At 71.1% G+C, this 19,172-nt stretch carries 14 protein-coding genes; 6 read left to right on the top strand and 8 right to left on the bottom strand.

Annotated elements, in window-relative coordinates; translation table 11 throughout:
- The first annotated feature begins 16 nt into the window (after positions 1 to 16).
- From FMP39_RS13965 to FMP39_RS13945, 5 genes are all read left to right on the top strand, one after another.
- Positions 17 to 1,105, top strand: a complete 1,089-nt coding sequence (locus FMP39_RS13965; protein WP_141590373.1) for a hemin-degrading factor — start codon at positions 17 to 19, stop codon at positions 1,103 to 1,105.
- Entirely contained in the window at positions 1,102 to 2,004 is a 903-nt protein-coding gene (locus FMP39_RS13960) for a hemin ABC transporter substrate-binding protein (protein WP_141590372.1), read from the top strand. The genes FMP39_RS13965 and FMP39_RS13960 overlap by 4 nt, the downstream gene beginning before the upstream one ends.
- Positions 2,001 to 3,089 carry an iron ABC transporter permease gene (locus FMP39_RS13955; protein WP_141590371.1) on the top strand — a complete coding sequence of 363 codons (1,089 nt, stop codon included), beginning with the start codon at positions 2,001 to 2,003 and terminating at the stop codon, positions 3,087 to 3,089. The genes FMP39_RS13960 and FMP39_RS13955 overlap by 4 nt, the downstream gene beginning before the upstream one ends.
- A complete protein-coding gene (locus FMP39_RS13950; RefSeq protein ID WP_141590370.1) occupies positions 3,086 to 3,889 on the top strand; it encodes a heme ABC transporter ATP-binding protein in 804 nt (267 codons plus the stop codon). Before FMP39_RS13955 ends, FMP39_RS13950 begins: the two co-directional genes overlap by 4 nt.
- Before the next feature lie 346 nt (positions 3,890 to 4,235).
- Positions 4,236 to 5,108 carry a DMT family transporter gene (locus FMP39_RS13945; RefSeq protein WP_141590369.1) on the top strand — a complete coding sequence of 291 codons (873 nt, stop codon included), beginning with the start codon at positions 4,236 to 4,238 and terminating at the stop codon, positions 5,106 to 5,108.
- Positions 5,109 to 5,284: 176 nt separating this feature from the next.
- Here the strand turns inward: FMP39_RS13945 and FMP39_RS13940 are convergent, their stop codons facing one another.
- The 8 genes from FMP39_RS13940 to FMP39_RS13905 are packed head-to-tail and all read right to left on the bottom strand — an operon-like array spanning position 5,285 to position 16,608.
- The gene (locus tag FMP39_RS13940; protein WP_141590368.1) at positions 5,285 to 7,204 is read right to left on the bottom strand and encodes a tetratricopeptide repeat protein; all 1,920 of its coding nucleotides are present in this window, start codon (positions 7,202 to 7,204) and stop codon (positions 5,285 to 5,287) included.
- Positions 7,204 to 7,839: a hypothetical protein gene (locus FMP39_RS13935; RefSeq protein WP_141590367.1), complete on the bottom strand. Its 636-nt coding sequence runs from the start codon at positions 7,837 to 7,839 to the stop codon at positions 7,204 to 7,206. Before FMP39_RS13935 ends, FMP39_RS13940 begins: the two co-directional genes overlap by 1 nt.
- A complete protein-coding gene (locus FMP39_RS13930) occupies positions 7,836 to 8,345 on the bottom strand; it encodes a hypothetical protein (protein ID WP_141590366.1) in 510 nt (169 codons plus the stop codon). The genes FMP39_RS13935 and FMP39_RS13930 overlap by 4 nt, the downstream gene beginning before the upstream one ends.
- On the bottom strand, positions 8,327 to 11,596 hold the full coding sequence (locus FMP39_RS13925; protein ID WP_141590365.1) for a tetratricopeptide repeat protein: 3,270 nt from the start codon (positions 11,594 to 11,596) through the stop codon (positions 8,327 to 8,329). The genes FMP39_RS13930 and FMP39_RS13925 overlap by 19 nt, the downstream gene beginning before the upstream one ends.
- On the bottom strand, positions 11,593 to 13,209 hold the full coding sequence (locus FMP39_RS13920) for a hypothetical protein (protein ID WP_141590364.1): 1,617 nt from the start codon (positions 13,207 to 13,209) through the stop codon (positions 11,593 to 11,595). Before FMP39_RS13920 ends, FMP39_RS13925 begins: the two co-directional genes overlap by 4 nt.
- Entirely contained in the window at positions 13,206 to 13,841 is a 636-nt protein-coding gene (locus FMP39_RS13915) for an outer membrane beta-barrel domain-containing protein (protein ID WP_141590363.1), read from the bottom strand. Before FMP39_RS13915 ends, FMP39_RS13920 begins: the two co-directional genes overlap by 4 nt.
- A 52-nt stretch (positions 13,842 to 13,893) precedes the next feature.
- Positions 13,894 to 16,164, bottom strand: a complete 2,271-nt coding sequence (locus tag FMP39_RS13910; protein WP_141590362.1) for an AgmX/PglI C-terminal domain-containing protein — start codon at positions 16,162 to 16,164, stop codon at positions 13,894 to 13,896.
- Positions 16,165 to 16,203: 39 nt separating this feature from the next.
- The gene (locus FMP39_RS13905; protein WP_228557967.1) at positions 16,204 to 16,608 is read right to left on the bottom strand and encodes a hypothetical protein; all 405 of its coding nucleotides are present in this window, start codon (positions 16,606 to 16,608) and stop codon (positions 16,204 to 16,206) included.
- Between the two features lie 223 nt (positions 16,609 to 16,831).
- Between FMP39_RS13905 and FMP39_RS13900 the strand changes: the two genes are divergently transcribed.
- Positions 16,832 to 19,129: an MtsA protein gene (locus FMP39_RS13900; protein ID WP_228557966.1), complete on the top strand. Its 2,298-nt coding sequence runs from the start codon at positions 16,832 to 16,834 to the stop codon at positions 19,127 to 19,129.
- Positions 19,130 to 19,172 lie beyond the last annotated feature (43 nt).

Here is a 19,172-nt window from a genome sequence, read left to right as displayed (position 1 = left end):
CTTTCAGGTGTCCAACATGAATCAGACCGCGAACTCTGATGTCGTTTCCGAGTCCACCCGTCTGCGCCAGCGCTGGCAGACCCTCCGCGAGGAGCAGCCTCGCACCCGTATCCGTGACGCCGCCGAGCAGTTGGGTGTGAGTGAAGCGCAGTTGCTCGCCACGGGACTTGGGGAGAGCGTCGTCCGGCTGGACCTCCGGCTGGATGCGCTCCTGCCCCGTTTCGAGTCGCTGGGGCGGGTGATGTCGCTCACGCGCAACGCGCATGCCGTGCACGAGAAGCGCGGCATCTGGCGCAATATCGAGCTGCACGGCAAGCAGGGGCTGGTGCTGGACGAGGAAATCGACCTGCGTCTGTTCTTCACGCGCTGGAGCTTCGGCTTCGCCATCCGCGAGCCGCACGGCGATGGCATCCGCCGCAGCCTCCAGTTCTTCGACGCGTCGGGGACGGCCATCCACAAGCTCTACGTGGAGGAGGCCGGGCGCGAGGAGACGTTCGACACCTTGGTGAAGGAGTTCACCCACGCGGACCAGTCGCCGGTGCTCAGCATCGTCCCGGCCACGCCCGCGGCGGCGCCCAAGCCCGACAGTGAGATTGACGCGGAGGGGCTGCGCTCCGGCTGGCGCGCACTCCAGGACACGCATGAGTTCTTCATGCTGCTCAACCGCTTCAGCGTGGGGCGCACCCAGGCGCTCCGCCTGGCCGAGCCGGAGCTCACCACCCCGGTGGCGACGTCCTCGCTGACGTGGGTGCTGGAGAAGGCGTCCGCGACGGAGCTGCCCATCATGATTTTCGTGGGCAACCCCGGTTGCATCCAGATTCACACCGGCCCGGTGAAGAACGTGAAGCCGATGGGCCCGTGGATGAACGTGTTGGACGCGGGCTTCAACCTCCACGTCCGCGCGGACCACGTCCACTCGGCGTGGGTCGTGCGCAAGCCCACGCGGGACGGCGTCGTCACGTCCCTGGAGCTGTTCAACGAGGCGGGGGAAAACATCGCGCTCATCTTCGGCAAGCGGAAGCCGGGGCAGCCCGAGTCGCCCGAGTGGCGCGCGCTGGCCGAGGAGCTGGCCAAGGCGCTGCCCGCGAGCGAGGTATCGCGATGAGCCGCGCGTTCGGGCTGTCGTGGGTCTTCATGGCGGTGGCCTCGCTCGCGCACGCGGCGGGGCCGGCGCCCGCGAAGCCTCAGACGGCGGCCGCGGCCAAGGCCCCGGTCAACGCGGCGAAGCTGGTCACCGTCGGCCCCGCCATCACCGAAACCGTCTTCGCGCTGGGCGCGGGCGGGCAGGTGGTGGGCGTGGACGACACCAGCCTGGCGTTGGAGGTCGCCCGGAAGTCGCCGAAGGTGGGCTACCAGCGGGCGCTGTCATCGGAGGCCATCGTCGCGCTCGGGACGTCGCAGTTGCTGGCGTCCGAGGAGGCGGGCCCTCCAGGCGTGCTCGAGCAGCTCAAGACGGTGGGCGTGGACGTGGTGGTGCTGCCGAACAAGCACACCGTCGAAGCCACGCGCGAGCGCATCCGGACGCTCGCGCAGCGCCTGGGCAAGGCCGAGCAGGGTGAGGCCCTGGTCAAGCAACTGGACGCGGACCTGCGCAAGGCGCAGGAGCGCACGGCGGCGCGCAAGGACGCGAAGCAGCCGCGGGTCCTCGCGCTGTATGCGCGCGGGGCCAACGTCCTCATGGTGGCGGGCGCCGGGACGGCGGCGGGCGAGCTCGTCACGCTGTCGGGCGGCGTGAATGCCATCGCCGGCTATGCGGGCCACAAGCCGCTGACGGCGGAGGCGGTGGTCGAAGCGGCGCCGGACTTCATCCTCATGCCGGCCAGCTCCCTGGAGCCGGTGGGCGGAGAGGAGGGCCTGTCGCGCACGCCCGGCCTGTCGCAGGTGCGCGGCTGGCGCCTCATCACCGTGGACGACGTCCACTTCATGGGGCTGGGGCCTCACCTGGGCAAGGCCGTGAGCCGCTTGCAGGATGGGTACATGTCCCCGGCTCGGGGCCGCAAATGAGTGCGTCGGAGATTGCGCCCGTCTCCGCCACCTACCGCACCCAGGAGCCCATCCAGCCAGCAGCTCCGCGCCCGTGGCTGCTGCTGACGGCGCTGCTGCTGGGCGTGGTGCTCCTGTCGCTCGCCGTGGGCGCGGTGCCGGTGCCTCTGCTGGCACTGGCGGGCAGTCTGCTGGAGCAGGTGGGCCTGGACATCGGCCACAAGCTGGAGTCCGTGCAGCAGGCGGTGCTGCTGTCCATCCGCCTGCCGCGCGTGACGCTCGGCATCATGGTGGGCGCGGTGCTGGCCACCTGTGGTGCCGCGCTGCAGGCGTTGTTCCGCAACCCGCTGGTGGAGCCCGGCCTGCTGGGCACCTCCAGCGGCGCGGCGCTGGGGGCGGTGGCGGCCATCGTCATGGACGTGGCCCTCAGCGCCCACCTGGGCTCGCTGCGGATGCTCGCGGTGCCGGGTGCGGCCTTCCTGGGCGCGCTGGGCGCCACGTTGCTAGCGCACCGGCTGGGTGGGGGCGGCGGTCGCACGGAGACGGCGCGCATCCTCCTGGCGGGCGTGGCTGTCAGCGCGGGGGCGGGCGCGGGCATCGGTCTGCTCACGCAGATGGCAACGGACGCGCAGCTCCGCTCCATCACGTTCTGGACCTGGGGCAGCCTGGGCGGTGCGTCCTGGGACGTGGTGGGGGCAGCCACGCTACCGCTGCTCATCGCGCTGGGCCTGCTGCTGCGTGAGGCGCGCACCCTCAACCTCCTGCTGCTGGGAGAGCGCGAGGCGTGGCACCTGGGCGTGGATGTCGAGCGCCTCAAGCGCCGGCTCATCCTCGCCGCGGCCCTGGGGGTGGGGGCCGCGGTGTCCGTCACCGGCGTCATCGCCTTCGTGGGCTTGCTGGTGCCCGCGCTGCTGCGGTTGGCGCTGGGACCGGACCACCGGCGGCTGCTCAGTGCCTCCGCCTTGCTGGGGGCCTCGCTGCTGGTGGGCGCGGACCTGCTGGCTCGCACGGCGGCCATTCCCTCCGAACTGCCCGTGGGCGCGCTCACGTCCGTGCTGGGCGTTCCCGTCTTCATCGGGCTGTTGTCGCGCAAGGGGGCCGCATGAGCCTGGAGGTTCGTGGAATCGAGGTGTGGCGTGGCCGTGGGCGGACACTGGGGCCCATGGATTTGACGCTGGAGCCCGGTGAGGTGCTGGCCGTCGTGGGGCCCAACGGCGCGGGCAAGTCCACGCTGCTGTCCGCCATGTCGGGCGAGCTGCGGTGCTCGACGGGCGAGGTGCTCCTGGACGGCATTCCCTTGTCGCGTTGGAAGCCGCGGGAGCGCGCCATGCGGCTGGGCGTGCTGCCCCAGGAGTCGTCGCTGGGCTTCGGCTTCACGGCGCTGGAGGTGGCGCTGCTGGGACGGAGTCCCCATTCGAGCCGCGCTGAGGGCAGCGCGGACCTGGCGGCGGCGGTGGCGGCGCTCGATGCCACCGACACGCGGCACCTGGCTTCACGTTCGTATCTCACGCTGTCGGGGGGCGAGCGGCAGCGTGTGCAGTTGTCGCGGGTGCTGGCTCAGCTCTCCGAACCGTTGGCATCCGGACACCGTTACCTGCTGCTGGACGAGCCGACGGCAAGCCTGGACCTGGCCCACCAGCACCTCGTGCTGGAGGCGGCGGCGCGCTTCGCCCAGGCGGGTGGCGCGGTGCTGGCGGTGCTGCATGACCTCAATCTGGCCGCGAGATACGCGCACCGGATGGCCGTGCTCGCCGAGGGCCGGGTGGTTGAGCTGGGCGCACCGGCGCAGGTGCTCTCCCAGGAGTTGGTGGCCCGCGTCTTCGGTCTGCGCGTGCAGGTCGTCGAATGGCCGGGCTCGCCCGGTCCCCTGGTCATCCCGGAGGGCCGCGCGCCGCTGACTCCCTGAGCACGGACGGAGCCGTGCCCGCTGGATTCAGCTCCCCGCGGGAAACGCCCTGGGCGCCCGGTGCCCCTCCACACCGCGCGTGATGGCCCAGGGCCTTTCCCGTGGGGGGCGCCGTTTCGCTCCGCTGGCGGCAGACGGGCAGGGAAGCCGTGGTCTGCCCGGTGCGCCCACACCGCACATCGGGCGTGCTGTCGTGCCTCGTCACCCCGTCCCCGTTCGGCGGGCGCGGAGGTGCCACGCATTGCGTTTCGAAGCGGCAAATCTCCCGACATTTCCGAACAGCGAGCTCGCGAACGGCCTCCAAGGGGGGCGCTGCGCCCGCGCGGGGATTGGAGTAGTCACGGGCGTGGGTCGTCGTCGAGGAGCCGCATTGGAGACTGCTGCGCTGGTGCTGGTGTTGTCGTCCGCGTTCCTGCACGCGGCTTGGAACGCGCTGCTCAAGCGTCATCCCAATCCGGAAGTGGGCGTGGTGAGCGTCATGTCCGTGGTCATCCTGGCCAGTGGCATCTGGGCGCTGGGGATGCGTGGCCCCGCGTTCTCCAGCACGGAGGGGCTCGTTTGGGCGCTGTGGGCGGGCGTGTGTGAGAGCGTTTACCTCGCGGGGCTCGCGCGGTCGCTGCGTCAGGCGCCACTCGGGCTTGCGTACACGGTGTCGCGTGGCGGCGCGATGCTGCTCGTCTGGCCCGTGTCCGTGCTGTGGCTGGGGGAGGCGGTGTCCTCGTGGACGGCGGCGGGCGTGGCGCTGCTCTGCGTTGGGCTGGCGGTGATGAACCTGTCCCGTTCCTCGGGGGCCATGGGGACGGGCGTGGCGTGGGCGGCCCTGTCGGCGGTGGGAATCGCGGGCTACCACTTGAGCTACAAGATGGCGCTGGGGACGGGCGCGCAGCCTCCTGCGTTGTTCGCCACCGGCCTGCTCGTCGCGCTGCCCGTGCTCATCCTGGAGCGGGGCCGCCAGCAGGGGTGGGCTGCCTTCCGCCGGGAGGCTTTGCTCGCACCGGGCCTCGTTCTGACGGCGGGGCTCATCTCCGCGTTGTCGTTCGGCCTGTTGTTGACGGCGCTGGCAGGGGGAGGCGCAGGCGTGGTGCTGACGCTTCGAAACACCTCCATCGCCTTCGCGCTGGTGCTCGCGGCGCTCCAGGGTGAGCGCCTGGGCCGACGGCAACTGTCGGGCGCCGCGCTCGTCGCCGTGGGCGCGGTGTTGCTGGGCGTGCCGGCATAGGAGAGCTCCGCACAGGACTGCGCGGACGCGATGCCCATGCGCGCATCTGTCCACGCGGCTGTGGGCTCGCGCGCAGGCCTTGCCGTGAGACGTTCCGCGAGACGCCTATGGCGTGGGAGTGCACACCCTCCGCCCATCTCGCCGCATGCATTGCGGCGAGACGTTCCGCGAGCGGCCTACTGCGTGGGCGCGGACGCCGTCAGCCGCTTCAGCGCGTTTCTCGCATCCGGGTGGTCCGGCTGCAACTGCACGGCCATCTTGTAGGCATCCTTTGCCTCGTCGATGCGCTTCGTCGCCTCCAGCAGTTGCCCGAGTGCGTTGTGCGGCTCGGCGAAGTTCGGGTCCGCCTGCACGGCGTTGCGGAAGGACTTCTCCGCGCCCTTCGTGTTGCCCTGTTGGTACAGCGTGTGGCCCATGTACAGCAGGCCCAGCGAGTGGCGCGGGTCCACCGACAGCACGGACGTCAGCACCTTCCTCGCCTTCGCGCCGTCGCCGCCACGCAGGTAGATGAAGCCCAGCTCCGCGCGAGCCTCCAACTGCGCCGGATCCTTCGCCACCACCGCCTCGAGCTCCGACACGGCCTGTTCCGGCCGCCCACGCCGCGAGTGGACGATGCCCAGCCGTGCGAGCGCCGCGGTGTCGGCCTCTTCGCCGTCCTTGGGCTTGAGCAGCCCCTCCGCCGCCACATAGTCGCCCATGGCCAGCAGCAGGTCCGCGAGCGCCAGCTTCGCGGCGCGATTGGTGGGGTCCTCGTCCAGGAGGGCCTTGTAGAGCGGCTGTGCTTTCGCGCTCACCCGCTTCTGCGCGTACACATCCGCGAGCGCCAGCCGGTTCTCCGGCGTGGGGGCGAGCTTGACACCCTCTTCGTACTCGGCGATGGCGCCATCCAAGTCACCCTTGGCGCGCAGGGCCTCGCCATAGGCGGCGCGGGCGCTCGCGTCCTTCGGGAAGGCGCCCACGGCTGTCTTCAGGGTGGCCACCGCTTCGTCCGCCTTGCCCAGGCTGAGCCACGCGCGAGCAAGGCCCTGGTACGCCTCCGTCGTCTTCTTCCCGTCCTCGGCGCTCTTCGCGATGGCCGTCTTGAAGGCCTCCACAGCCTGCTTCTTCTTGCCCTGCGTCAGGTACAGGTGGCCCAGTTGCGTGTACGGCCCGCTGGACCGCTGCGGCTCCAGCACCACGGCCCTTTCGAACGCCTTCGTGGCCCGGGCGAAGTCACCGAGCTGGTAGTACGCCAGCCCCAGGTTGAAGTGCGCCTCGGCGAACTTCGGGTCCGCGGCGATGGCCTTGAGGAAGGCGTCGGTGGCCTTGCGCGGGTCGCCCTTCTCGTTGAACGCCACGCCCATGTTGTTGTGCGCGCTGGCGTGCTTGGGGGCGGCGGCGAGCGTGCGCTGGTACTCGGCGATGGCGCCGTCCAGGTCGTTCTCCCGCATGAGGAGCACGCCGAGGTTGTAGTGCGCCTCGGTGTCACCCAGCTTCTGCCGGGTGGCCTCGCGCAGCGTCTCCTTGGCCTCGCCGTTGAGGCCCTTCTCCGCCAGGGCCTTGCCCAGATTCACGCGGGCCACGTTGAGCTTCGCGTCCAGCTTCAGCGCCTCGCGGTAGGCGTCGATGGCGTCGTCCGTGCGGCTGGCGCGCTGCAGGGCCTCGCCCAGGTTGAAGCGCAGCTCCGCGTCCTGGGGGGCCAGCTCCACTGCCACCGCGTACTGGCTGATGGCCACGTCGCGCTCGTCCAGCACGCGCGCCAGCAGGCCTCGCTCGGCCCGGAGCGTGGACTCCTCGGGGAAGGCGGCGATGGCCGTGTCCAGCACCATGCGCGCCTGCTCCGGCTCACCGGACAGCCGCAGCGCGCGGGCCAGGGCCAGCTTCGGCGGGATGAGGTCCGGCTCCTGGGCCACCAGCTTCTTCAGGGGCGCCACGGCCTTCTTCGGCGTGTTGAGCGCGAGGAAGGCGGTGCCCAGGCGGTACAGGGCATCCGCGTCGTCGGGGGACTCGGCCAACCGCGCGCTCTCCACGGCGGCGGTGCGCTCGAGCGTTGCCGTGTCGGGCTCGGCGGTCTGCGCGGTGAGGAGCTGGAGCACCAGGAAGCTGGCAGTCTTCATTATAGGTTCTCCACGTAGGGACTCGCGCGGGCGTCGAAGGTCTTCTTTGCGAGCGCCGCCTTCTTCGCCTCCCACGCCTCCCGCGCCGTCTTCTCTTCCTTCTCGTCTCCAGCAAGCTCGGCGCGTTCCTCCTTCACCTCCGCCTTGCACTCGGAGACCTGCTCCTCGAACTCCTTCGGGTCCAGCCGCTCGCTGCCCTCGACCTTCGCCTTCCGGGCGGCCTGCAGCCGGGCCAGCTCGAACTCGGCGAAGGCGCAGCGCAGCGCCAGCCGCTCCACGTCCCGCAGGCCCACGCTGAGCCGCTGCCGGGCGCGCAGGTACTCCACGCGGGCCTCGGCCTCGGCGATGGCCAGCTTCGCCACCTCGCGAGACACCTCGTCCGACGCGCGGTCCACTTCATCCTCCGCGGCTTCCTGGCGGGAGCGGGCGCGGCGGATGTTGTCGCGGGCGCGGCCAATCTCGTTGTCGGCCTCGTCCACCCTGTCGATGGCGAGCGCGAGGTTGTTCTCCGCCTCCAGCAGCTCGATGCGCGCCTCGTACGGGAGCTTCTTCTCCATCGAGTCGGGCACGCGCATGTTGTAGCTGGCGCCGCACGCGGAGAGCAGGGGGAGGGTGAGCAGGACAAAGCGCTTCATGGAACCGTCGCCTCGAAGCTTCCGAAGATGGTGCGCCCGGAATAGGTGTGGGTGCCGTTGACGAACGTGACGTGGAACTCGCCGGAGATGCGCTGGCCTTGCTGGCTGGGGAGGGCCTTCACCTTCAGCCCACCCACCCGCAGCTCCGGGAAGGTCCGCGCCGGCTCATCCAGCACGTTGCGGCCAATGGCGCCGCGCTGCGCGCCGTTGGCCAGGACTTCCGCCAGGTTGACGTCCAGCGAGCCGGTGTAGCCCTCCGGGAGCATGTCCTGCACCTGGGCGCTGACCTTCAGCACCGTGTTGGTGCCCGTGCCCTGCTGGGTGACGAAGCTCACCGCCAGCTCACCTTCGGCCAGCTGCGCCTCCGCGCGGTCGTAGCGCAGGTCGAGCAGCGACGTCACGCTGCCCTCCAGCCGCCCGCCCTCTTCGCCACAAGCGCAGAGGAGGGCGGTGAGCAGGGCGCCGAGCCACGATGCACGCGAGGGCCTCACTTGCATGCCTTCCACCCGCCATCCACGTCGTTGCCGCCCAGCGAGGCCACGTCCTTGAGCACGGCCAGCTCGCGGCGTGCGCCGTCGACGTCACCGAAGCGGCAGCGCAGCGCGGCCAGGTTGAGGCGCGCCTTGCCGAAGGTGGGGTCGGAGTCCATGGCGCGGCCGTAGGCCTCGCGCGCGCCCATGGCGTCACCCATGTGGAGCAGCGCCAGACCCAGCGCGGAGTGCGCCGAGGCCCGCGTGTCCTGCAGCTCCGTGACGCGGCCCAGGGTGAGCTGCGCCATGCCGTACTGGCGCGCGTCCAGGTAGGCCAGACCCAGTGCCTCCAGCGCCTCCGCGTTGAGCGTGCGCTCGGCCTTCTTGCGCAGCTCCTCCAGCGACGCCGGCTGCGTGGGCGTGCCCGGCTGCGGCACCGGCAGCGCCGCCGTCTCCGTGCGAGCGCGGCAGCCCACCACCGCGGCGCTGAAGACCTCCAGGGACTCGGCGCGGGACAAGCAGGCCTTGAACGCTTCGTCGGAGCGCGCCTTCAGCGGCGTCACCTGCTCCTTCACCGCGGCCCGGAACTGCTGTGCCTCCGCGGCGGAGAGGCCCGCGGGAACGGCCGTGCCCTCCACCACGTCCGCGATGTGGCCGTATGCGAGAGCCAGCTTCCACAGCGAGGCCACCGCCCACTCGGCGTAGCCCAGCGACGCGGCCTGCGTGTAGATGCCCTCCATGCTCTGGAGCGCGGCGACCTTCTCCTCCACCTGGTCCGCCGGCAGGTCCTTGTAGCCGCGGTAGAGGATTTCGCCCAGGTACCACAGGCCCTTCGCCGCCTCCTCGGTGCCGCCGTTGGGGCCCTGGACCGCGGTGGTGAGGGTGGCGATGAGCGCGTCGGCGGGCGCGTTGGGCGCCGTGGTGGCCTGCACCTCGGCCAGTACCGCCGCCGCGGCGGCGCTGTGGCGGTCCAGCTTCAGCGCGGCCTCGGCCGCCGTCTTCGCGCGGGCGTAGTCCTTCTGCTTCAGCCGGGTCTCCGCCAGCATCACCAGGATGTCCGCCTTGCGCGCGCCAGCGATGTCGGCGGCGGCCTCCAGGTCACGCGCCGCCTCCTTGTGCTCGCCCAGCGCCATGCGCAGCCGCGCGCCGGCCAGCCAGCCGTCCACGGCGGCGAAGTCGCCACCCAGCTTCTGGCCCACCTGTTCGAACCAGCCCGCCGCCTCGCCGAACGCCGCGGCCTCCGCCGCGTGCCGGCCCAGCGTCAGCAGCACGTCCGACAGGTACTGGCTCTTCGGGTAGTCCTGCACCAGCTTCGTGCCCAGCTCGCGCTGGGCCTGCATGTCACGCTTCTCGCGCGCCGCGGTGAACGCGCCGTAGAGCGCCTTCTCGCCGATGTCGGAGTTCTTGTTCTCGTCGGCGACCTTCACCAGGCCCTGGATGACGTCGCCCGTCTCCTGGGCGCTCTGCAGGGCCAGCTCATCCAGCGCCTCGGCGCGGCTCTGCGTGAGAATCTTCTGCACGTCCGCGCGGAAGCTGGCCGGCAGCGGCGCGCCCAGCAGCTTCTTTCCCGTCTCATCCAGGCCCTTGAAGTCGTTGAGCTGCCGCAGGCTGTCCAGCGCCAGGTTGCCCGCGATGGGGGCTTCCTTGTGCTGCGGGTGGCTCAGCGCGAAGGCGGTGAACAGCTCCGCGGCCTTTGGGTACTCGCCGTCCTCGTAGTAGGCGCGGGCGATGTTGAACTTCACCACCAGGGCATTCTCACTGCGGGGGTAGCGCGACACGAAGTCGGCGCCCAGCAGCTTCATGGCCTGACGCGCGTCCGCCACCTCGAAGGCGTTGCGCGTCTGCGCCTCCTCCGGCTTGAGCGTGGAGAAGTGCGCCAGCAGCGCGGCGTTGAGCGCTTCCTCCTCACCCTTCGCGTCCTTGGCCTTCACCTGGTAGCGGGCCAGCTCCTCGAACTGGCGCGCGGCCTCGGGGTACGCGTTGGCGGAGAACAGCGCGTCCGCGCGGTTCTTCATCATCGTGCGCACGTGCTGCTCGGGCCGGAAGAGGCCCAGGTACGCCTGATAGGCCTCCGCCGCGCTCACGTAGAGCGCCTTGTCGTTCTTCTTCTGCGCCTCCACGTGGAGCAGGGTGGAGAGGTCGCGCGCCATCTCCTCCAGCTCCACCAGGTGCTTCTTGCGCTCGGCCTCCGCCAACTCGGGGTCCGTCTTGCTCTGAACCGCGGCGCGCACGAGGATTCTCAGGTCCTCGGGGTCCGGCAGCACCTTGCCCTTGGAGGCCTTGATGGCGTCGTAGAGCTTCTGGCCGCGCTCCAGGTCCAGCTCCGGGTCGTGCTGAATCTCCATCAGCTTGCGCAGCGCGGGGATGGCCCACTCGTACTGCTGCTTGATGAAGTAGCGGTTGCCCAGCTTGTCCAGCGCGAGCGCGTACGTGGCGCGGCTGTCGCTGAGCTTCTCGAAGTAGTTGAGCGCGCCCTTGGGGGGCTTGGCCTCGGTGTAGCTGTACACGAGGTCCAGCAGGGCCTCGCGCTTGACGTTGAGCGCCTTCTTCACGTCCACGCCGGGCAGCGGCGCGCTGGCGGCCGCGGCCTCGAAGAAGGTGACGGCCTCCGCGTGCTTGGCCTGATTCACGCGAATCCAGCCCATCTTGTAGCGGGCCAGGTCGTGCACGGGCGAAGGCGGGGCCTCCAGGATGGCCTGGTAGTGCTTCTCCGCCTCGCCCAGGTCGGCCTTGTCGAAGAAGTGGTCGCCCAGAATCTGCTCCGCCTCCAGGCGCAGCGGGCTGCCAGGGAACTTGCGCGTCAGGTCGCCGAGCGTCTTGAGCATCTCGTCGAACTGGCCCAGTTCGCGCTGCTCGTGCGCCAGGTAGAACGTCACCTGGTCGCCGTCCTTGAAGTCCGGATACTCGCGCAGCAGCCGGTAGTACATCTGCACGGCCTTCTGCTTCAGCAGCCGCGTCTCAGGGGAGACGATGGCGCCGCTGGCCCCCTCCGGCCGCGACTCGGCCTGGAGGTAGTACACGTAGCGGCTCTTCTCCACGTAGAGCTCGGCCAGCCGGAACTGGAGGTCCGGCAGGTAGGGCGCGTTGCGGCTCTTGGAGATGAGGCGCTCCGTCTCGCCGATGGCGCGGTCCACCTTGAAGATGTCGCGCTTGAGCTTGGCGATGAGCTCGTCGCGCTCCTTGGCCTTGGAGACAATCGGGTTGATGCCCGGGCCGGGACGTCCAGCGCCACCCGGGGCGGCCGCGAGCATCGCGGCGGCAATCAGGCCCGTCAGGTGGCCGGTCATGGCGTCTCCTCGATGCAGCGGCTGTCGATGCGGACCCGGTAGGAGCGCAGCTCGTCGTTCCAGTACTCGCCGTCGAAACGGTAGGCCGTTTGCGTGGGCGACAGAATCTGCTCGTCCTCCGGCGCGACAATCCGCGCGCCCTTCTTCACGCGCTCGTACAGCTTCAGGCCCACTTCGTACTCCATCAGGCGCACCTGCTCGGCGGCGCGCAGCAGCGTGTCCGCTTCCTGGCGGACGGCCTCGGCCAGCCGCGCGTCATGGACGCGGACCGCCTCGGCGCGGGACAAGTCATAGAGCTTCGTCAGGTGCGAGAAGAGCCGGTCGCCGAAGCTGCCGGCGTAGCGGCCCAGCCGCTCGCCCTCCAGCTCCAACGTCTCCAGGAAGCGCGCGGCGCGCTGGGTGCTTCCCCGGGCGTTGGCGGCGCGGCGCAGGCGCACGTCCTGGGTGAGGTCCTCGCGGTTGCGCACCGCCTCCAGCGAGTCCGCGAAGCGCCGCGTCAGCTCCTTGGCGGCGCGCTTGGCCGGCAGGTAGTGGCACAAGTCGCGGTAGATGAGCGCGCGCAGCAGGTACTTGTCCGGCAGGAACTCGTCGCGGAAGGACGGCGCGTCCAGTGTGGTGAGGATGCCCAGCGACGCGCGCAGCTCGCCCAGCTTGTAGCGGGTCCACGCCTCCTCCAGGTAGAGGCTGGCGCGGCCCGGGTCCAGCTCGGGCAGCTTCACGCGGTCATACGCCTCCAACGCGCCCTGGAAGTCCTTGCGCTCGTAGCGCAGGCGCGCCACCGCCAGCGCCGCCTCGTTGCGGGCCTCGCGGGTGAGCTTCTCGTCCTCGGACAGCGCCAGGAAGTCGGAGATGATTTCGTCCGACGGCTCCTTCACCTGCTTCAGCCGGGTGACGAGCAGCGCGAACTTCGCGCGGCTGGCCTCGGGGCTGGTCTCCGACAGCTTGGCGAAGTGGGTGTTGGCCCAGCGCTCGTTGCCCACGCGCAGGTCCACCAGACCCTGCTGATAGTGCGCATACGCGCCCGTGTCTTCCGGGAGGAAGCCCAGGTCCAGCGCGCCGAACACCTGCTGGTCAATCATCACCTCGTCGTGCGGCCGGTCTGTCAGCGCCTTGAGCGTGTCCAGGGCGCGAGGCAGCACGTTGGGGTTGGAGCGCTCGCGGGCGATGCGGGCCAGGTACGAGGCGCCCGCGTGCGTCAGCCCCAGGTCGATGAGGCTGCGCGCGAGGAAGTACTGGCCCCAGGCGTAGTTCTCGTCCGTCTTGGGCGCGGCCTGCAGCCAGGCGTGGAGCGGCCCGGCGGCGTCGCGCGGCTTGCCGTCGAAGTAGTCCTTGAGCGCCTTGTCGAAGACGCCCGGGTCCACCTTCTGCGGCGCGGGCGGCGGGGCTTCCGCGCCCGCCGTTGGAGCGTTCGCGGCGGGCTTGCCGGCGTCGGGCGCGTCGGCCTTGGCGTCACCGGGGGCCTTTGCTCCCGCCGGAGGCGTGCCCTGGGTGGGCGCGGCCGCGGGGGCGGTGGACGTGGGCTGCGCGGCGGCCGGAGACTGCGCGTCGGCGGGCGCTGGAGACACGAGGAGCGCGGCGCTGGTGAGCGCGGCGATGAGCGAGCGGGAGGTCATTCCGTGGCGCCGAAGTTGAACGCGGTTCCGAGCTGGATGAGGGGCACCTGGATGACGCGCGTGGCGCCCGTGAAGACGGTGTTGTTCGTCACGTCCAGGCGCAGCGACAGCGTCTTGCCCGTGAAGAGGCGCAGGCCGAGCCCCACGTTGACGGCGGGCCGGAAGCCGCCGTCGCGGTCGAGCTTCACCACCGTGCCGCCGCCCAGCAGGAAGGCCTCGATGTGCAGCACCGACTCATTGAGGAAGGCCATCTTCCCGTAGAGCGGGCTCCAGATGAGGTCCGAGCCCACCATCCACTGCACCTGGTCCTGGAAGGCCGCGGCGTTGGGGGACGTGTTGAAGTCGCGCTCGAGCTGGCGGCGCAGGCTCGTCTGGAGGTTGTAGCTGTACGTGCCGCGCCCGACCTGCCACGCGAAGGTGTCAGTGAAGTGGTACGTGTATCCGACGGTGCCCACCAGGCCCTTGTAATAGGCGTTGGCCGGCAGCACGCCGACGCCGAGCAGCAGCTCGTGGTGCATCCGGAATCGCCGCTCCTGGATGGCGGACACTGCGCCGGGATTCTCCAGCGCCTCGGCCTGCGCGCGGACGAGTCCGGGCGTCAGCAGCAAGAGGATGAGCAGGGCGTATCGCACGGTGGGGGCTTCCTGGGGGAGGACGGGAACGGACGCGCGGACTGAGGCCACGTCAGTAGCCGACCGAGTTGAAGAGGAACGGATAGGTGATGATGACGACGCCACCCTTGGGGGAAGGGAACGTCCACGACTTCAGCTTGGAGAGGATGCAGGACTCGACGGAGGCATTGCGCAGCGTGGAGGACTTCGTCTTGGCGGCCACCACGCGGCCGTTCGCGCCGATGGTCCACTCCAGCACCACCTTGCCCGCAAGACCCGGGTCCTTGAGCAGCGCGCGCTCATAGCAGCCGTGCACCTCGTGCAGGTTGCTGTTGATGACGCGCGCCACCGCCTCACGGTCCACCGTGCCCTGCGTGGAGGCGATGCTGCGGGCCGTGGCGCGGGTGACGGTGCCGCCCACCTTGCCCTTGCCCACGCCGCCCGCGCCCAGCGCGCCGATGCCGCCGCCGCCCTTGCCGCGCAAGAGCTCCGCGCCCAGCGTGGCGCCGCCGCCCTTGCCGCCGCCGCCCAGCCCGAAGGTGCCCAGGCCCGCGTTGGCGATGGGGGCCTTCCCGATGAGGCCGGACAGCTTGTAGTTGGAGTTCTTCGCGTTCTTGCTGCCGGGGCCACTGCCGAGCTTGTCCACGGCGGCGAGCAAGTCGTTGGTAGCGGGGCCCGCGGCGGACAGCTTGGCCAGCGCCTTGAGCGCCTTGTTCTGCGGCGGCGTGGCGGCGGCCACCGCTTTCTCGGGCTGCTTCGGCGGCGGTGGCGTCTTCTCCGCCGGCTTGGGCGGGGCCTTCTCCGCCACCTTCTCCTTGGCGGGCTTCTTCACCTTCTCCTGGAGGGCCTCCAGCTTCTTCTTCACCTCTTCCTTCTTCTTCGGCTCGGGCGCGATGAGGCGCAGCGCCACGGGCGGAAGGCTCTTGTGCTGGAAGTCTGCCACCTCCGGCTGGTCTGGCTTCATGACCAGGAACGCGGCCATGGCGGAGGCGAAGAGGCCCAGGCACGTCAGCGTCAGCCAGGGCAGGCCCTTGAGCGGGTTGACGAAGACGCGCGCGGGCTTGGGCGCCGCGTAGGCCACCAGGGACATCTGTCCCTGCGTCAGGCGCGCGGCGGTGCCCTCGCGCAGCGTGAGGAAGCGGCGACTGCCGTCGGACTCCAGGGCCGCGCCGGTGACGGGGGTGAAGCGGCCGTCACCGCCGCTCTTCTCCACGTCGGTGCCCGGCGGTACGAAGAGGCGGAAGGCGTTGTTGAGCGGCTCGGCCAGCGTGAAGGGCGCGCCCTCCGGCAGCGTGAAGCCCCACAGGGGCATGGCCCCCTCGAGGTCCAGCGAGGCCTGCACCGGCTTCTTCTTGTCCGGCGCGAAGCGGCGCGCGTCGCGGCGGATGGCGCCCCAGTACAGCTCCAGGTAGAGCTGCGCTGTGCCCTTGCCGGGCGCGATGCGCGGCGCATGCGTGGGCCGCGCCAGCGTGCGCTGCTCCTGCAGCAGCGGCCCCGTGGGCTCCGGGAGCGGGTCGAGGGCGAGGTCCGCCATCAGCTCGTCCGCGAACTGCATGCCCGAGTTGGCCGCGGGGGCCGGCTCCGGCGCGGCCCGGCGGCGGGCCGAGGGCACGGTGCTCGCCGGTACGCCCGCGGGAGCCTGCTGCGCTCCAGGCACGGGGATGACGGCGGGCTGCGCCTGCGGGAGCCCATGCGCGTGGCCGCCAGCGGCGTGGACGGCGGCCTGCTGCGCCACGGGCGGAACCACGGCCACCGCGGGCACGGGCTGCGCGGGCGTGGGGTAGGCCAGCTGCGTCGCCACGTGGACGGGAGGAACCGCGGCCACCTGCTGTGGCACGCGCGCGGCGGGCATGGTGGCGGTGGACACGGGCGGGACCGCCGTGGCCGGACGGAGCTGCCGCGCGGGCGCGGCGGAGGGCAGCGGGGCCGCGGGCGCGGCGACCTGCGGTGGCGCCGCGAACGGCGTGGGCGCCTGGGCCGCGCCGAGCAGCGCGGCGACCTCGGGCGGCGGCTGCGGCTTGGCCTCCTGCGGCTTCTGAGACAGCACGCGCGTCTTCAGGATGAAGGGGCCACAGAGGACCTCATCCACCGGCCGGATTTCACAGGCGGAGACGCGGTGGCCATTGACGAAGAGCCCCGTGCTGGAGCTCGCGTCCTGCACCGCCGCGCGGCCGTTCTGGAAGTAGAGCAGCGCGTGCCGCGGCTCCACGGACGGGTCATCCAGGCGCAGGTCGGAGGATGGATCCGAGCCGAGCGCATAGGTGCCCGGGACGAACACCTCGGTGCCCACGAGGAGACCGTCGCGGAGGATGACGACTTGCAAGACGCTGGGCTGGCCGCTCAACGGTGACGCTCCATTCAAGGGCTGGGGGGCGGTGCTGCCCTAGTGGTCGTACACCGTGGAGAGCGTTTCGGAGCGGAAGCTCTCGCGCTCGCGGATCATCGACCGCGTCTTCAGTTCCTTGCGGTCATAGAGGTACACGGCTCCGGACTTGTTCGTCTGTCCCTGGATGAGCCGGTCATCGAAGTCGATGCGCGCCGGGCCTCGCTGCGGCAGCGCGTTGTTGGAGGAGGCCGTGGCCGCGTCGCCCGTCACGGGGTCCACTACGGACGAGCCCTTGGTCTCGATTTTCGGCGGTGTCTTGGAGGCCGCCTTCTTGGCGGCCTTGGACTTCGCCTGGCGCGAGGTACGGCCGCGGCTCTGGGCCCAGGCTTCGGCCGGAGCCACCAGCGAGCCGACGCCGAGAAGCTGGGCGACAGCCATGCAGAAGAGGAAGCGTCGCATCATCAACAGGTTAAGCGATGCGTGTACCGAGCTGTCAACGCACACTCCGGCGCGCGCATGTGACGCCGTGCGCACCCAGGTGTAGAGGGCACTCCACCCCATGTGGGGCGCGTCCACCACGGTGACGCGGAGATGTTGCCGGGACGCTGGAAAGATGGCGTGCGGTGCTGCGTTTCGAGTTCGCCGGAGGATGGGGGATGCTCTCGCGCGGATGCTACGGGCGCGGATGAGCAGGAATCGCAGGCGTGCGGTGCTGGCGGTGCTGAGCGTGTCGATGGTCGCCACGGGCGTGGTGGTGCATCGGCTCCGTGAAACAGCCGCACCCGCTCCGGTATCCGCCGCGGCGCGCCCTGTGTTGTCATCCGTGGGGCCTCGGCTCACGAGCAATGAGACATCCCAGCCGCTCTCCATCCAGGGGGAACGGCTGGTGCCGGGGCTGTCGCTGTCGCTGGGCCCTCCGCTGTCGCTGCGCCTGCCGTTGACGGTGGTGGACGCCACGCACGCCTATGCGCGGCTGCCCGCGGGGCTCCGTCTGCCAGAGGATGCGCCGCAGGCGGTGGTGGAGGCGCGGCTCGTCGGGGCGGACGGCGCCGAGTCGGACGGCGCGGCGCGGCTCACGGTGGTGAACGACGCGGCCTTCACTGACCTGACGGCGATGGTGCCCGCGCCGGATGGGCGCACGCTCTTCATTACTTCGCCCCCCACCGACACGGTGTTCGCGCTGGAGGTCGAGACCGGGCGTGTGTCGCGGCTGGCCACGGGAGACGGTCCCGCCGCGCTGGCGGCCTGGACGGATTCGGACGGCCGGCCCTGGCTGGGTGTGGCGCACCGGTATCAGCCGGAGCTGTGGCTGTATGCGCTGGACGCGCTGGACGCCGCGCCTCGGGTGCTGCCCGCGCCGCTGGGGGCGGAGGGGCTGACCGTGGATGGCCGAGCCGGCGTGGCCTTCGTGGCCGAGCGTGTGCGGGACCAGGTGCAGGCGCTGTCGCTGGCGGACGGGCGCGTGCGCTGGTCGGCGCCGGTGGACCCCAACCCTCGGGCGCTGGCGCGGTGGAAGGACCTGCTGGCGGTGGGCAGTCTCCAGACAGGGCAGTTGGAGCTGCTGCGGCAGGAGGACGGGACGCTCGTCTCCACGGTGGCGCCGGGGCCGGGGGTGTCCATCGTCGGAGGCAACACCGAGCGCTTCCGCGAGCAGGTGATGGGCGGCAAGGCGCCGCGCTTCCTGGTGGCGAGCGAGCGGCTGGGGCACGTCTTCATGTCGAGCCTGGGGCCGAACGTGGGGCCCAATCCCCAGCGCATGGAGGTGAGCGCGAACAGCGGTGTGTCGGTGGTGGAGCCCTCGCGGGGCGGCTACGTGCGGCACCGGGGCTTCGGCGCGGGCGGCACGGAGGGGCTGGCGCTGGACGACGGCGCGGGACTCCTCTACGCGGCGGACGTGGGACTGGGGCTCGTGCGGGTGTTGGATGCGCGAGCGCTGGTGTCGGGGGACGCGCCCGCCCGGCGCGCGGTGCTCCAGGAGGTGGCGGTGGCGCCGCCCGACGGTACGCCGCGCATCCGGCCGCCCGAGGACTTCGGGGTCCGGGGCAGGGCGGGCGAGGAACTCCATTCGGGCCCCAGCGCGCTGGCGCTGTCACCCGACGCGCGCACGCTGTACGTGCTCAACCGGTTCACCCGGACGGTGGCGGTGGTGGACGTGCGCGAGGCGAAGGCGGGCAAGGCGCGGGTGGTGCGTCAGCTTCCGGTGGAGACGTCTCGCGCGCAGGCCAAACGCCGGCTGGGGCAGGTCCTCTACTACGCGGACCTGGGACGCACGGGCATCACCTGTGACGGCTGCCACATCGAGGGCCACACGGGAGGCATCTTCTACGAGAAGACGCAGCCCAACCGCATCTACCGCTCCACGACGCTGCGAGGCAGCCGCGACACGCCGCCGTACTTCACGCCCGCCAGCCACGTCAGCCTCGTGGACACGGTGCGCTTCGTGGGCGCGCGCAACCGCTTCCGCAACCCGGACCTGTCGCCGTCGGAGGTGGAGGCGCTGGCCCTCTTCAACGCGCTCATCGTCACGCCGCCCAATCCCCATCGCGGCGAGGACGGCGCACCGTTGGAGACGGTGGCGTTGCCGGACGGGAGGGTGGGGCGCCCGGCGCGAGGACGCGCGCTGTTCGAGGGCAAGGGCGCCTGTGTGACGTGTCACCCGGCGCCCCTCTACACGTTGGACCAGGACCTGGCCACGCGGGGCCGGTACCTCGAGGTGGGCACGCCGGTGGCGCTGCCGCTGAGACTGGAGCAACAGGACCTGGTGCCCGGCGCGGCGACGCCGTCCCTGGTGGGGGCGTGGGATGTGTGGCCCCTGCTGACGAGCGCCACCGCGGGCTATGGAGTGAAGGACAACCGGCTCGTGGTGGAGACGCGCTTCGCGCTGCGCGCGCTGCTGGAGACGTCCGGGCCCCAGCACGGCCACGCCAGTGCGCTGACGTCCGAGGAGCGCGATGACCTGCTGGCGTTCCTGCTCACGCTGTAGGCCGTCACCTGGCTGTCCATGCTCGGAGGACACGGGGAGTCAC

It is taken from the genome of Myxococcus sp. AB056 (assembly GCF_006547365.1).
GTDB classification, from domain to species: domain Bacteria; phylum Myxococcota; class Myxococcia; order Myxococcales; family Myxococcaceae; genus Myxococcus; species Myxococcus virescens.
This window is presented reverse-complemented; position numbering and strand designations above follow the sequence as displayed.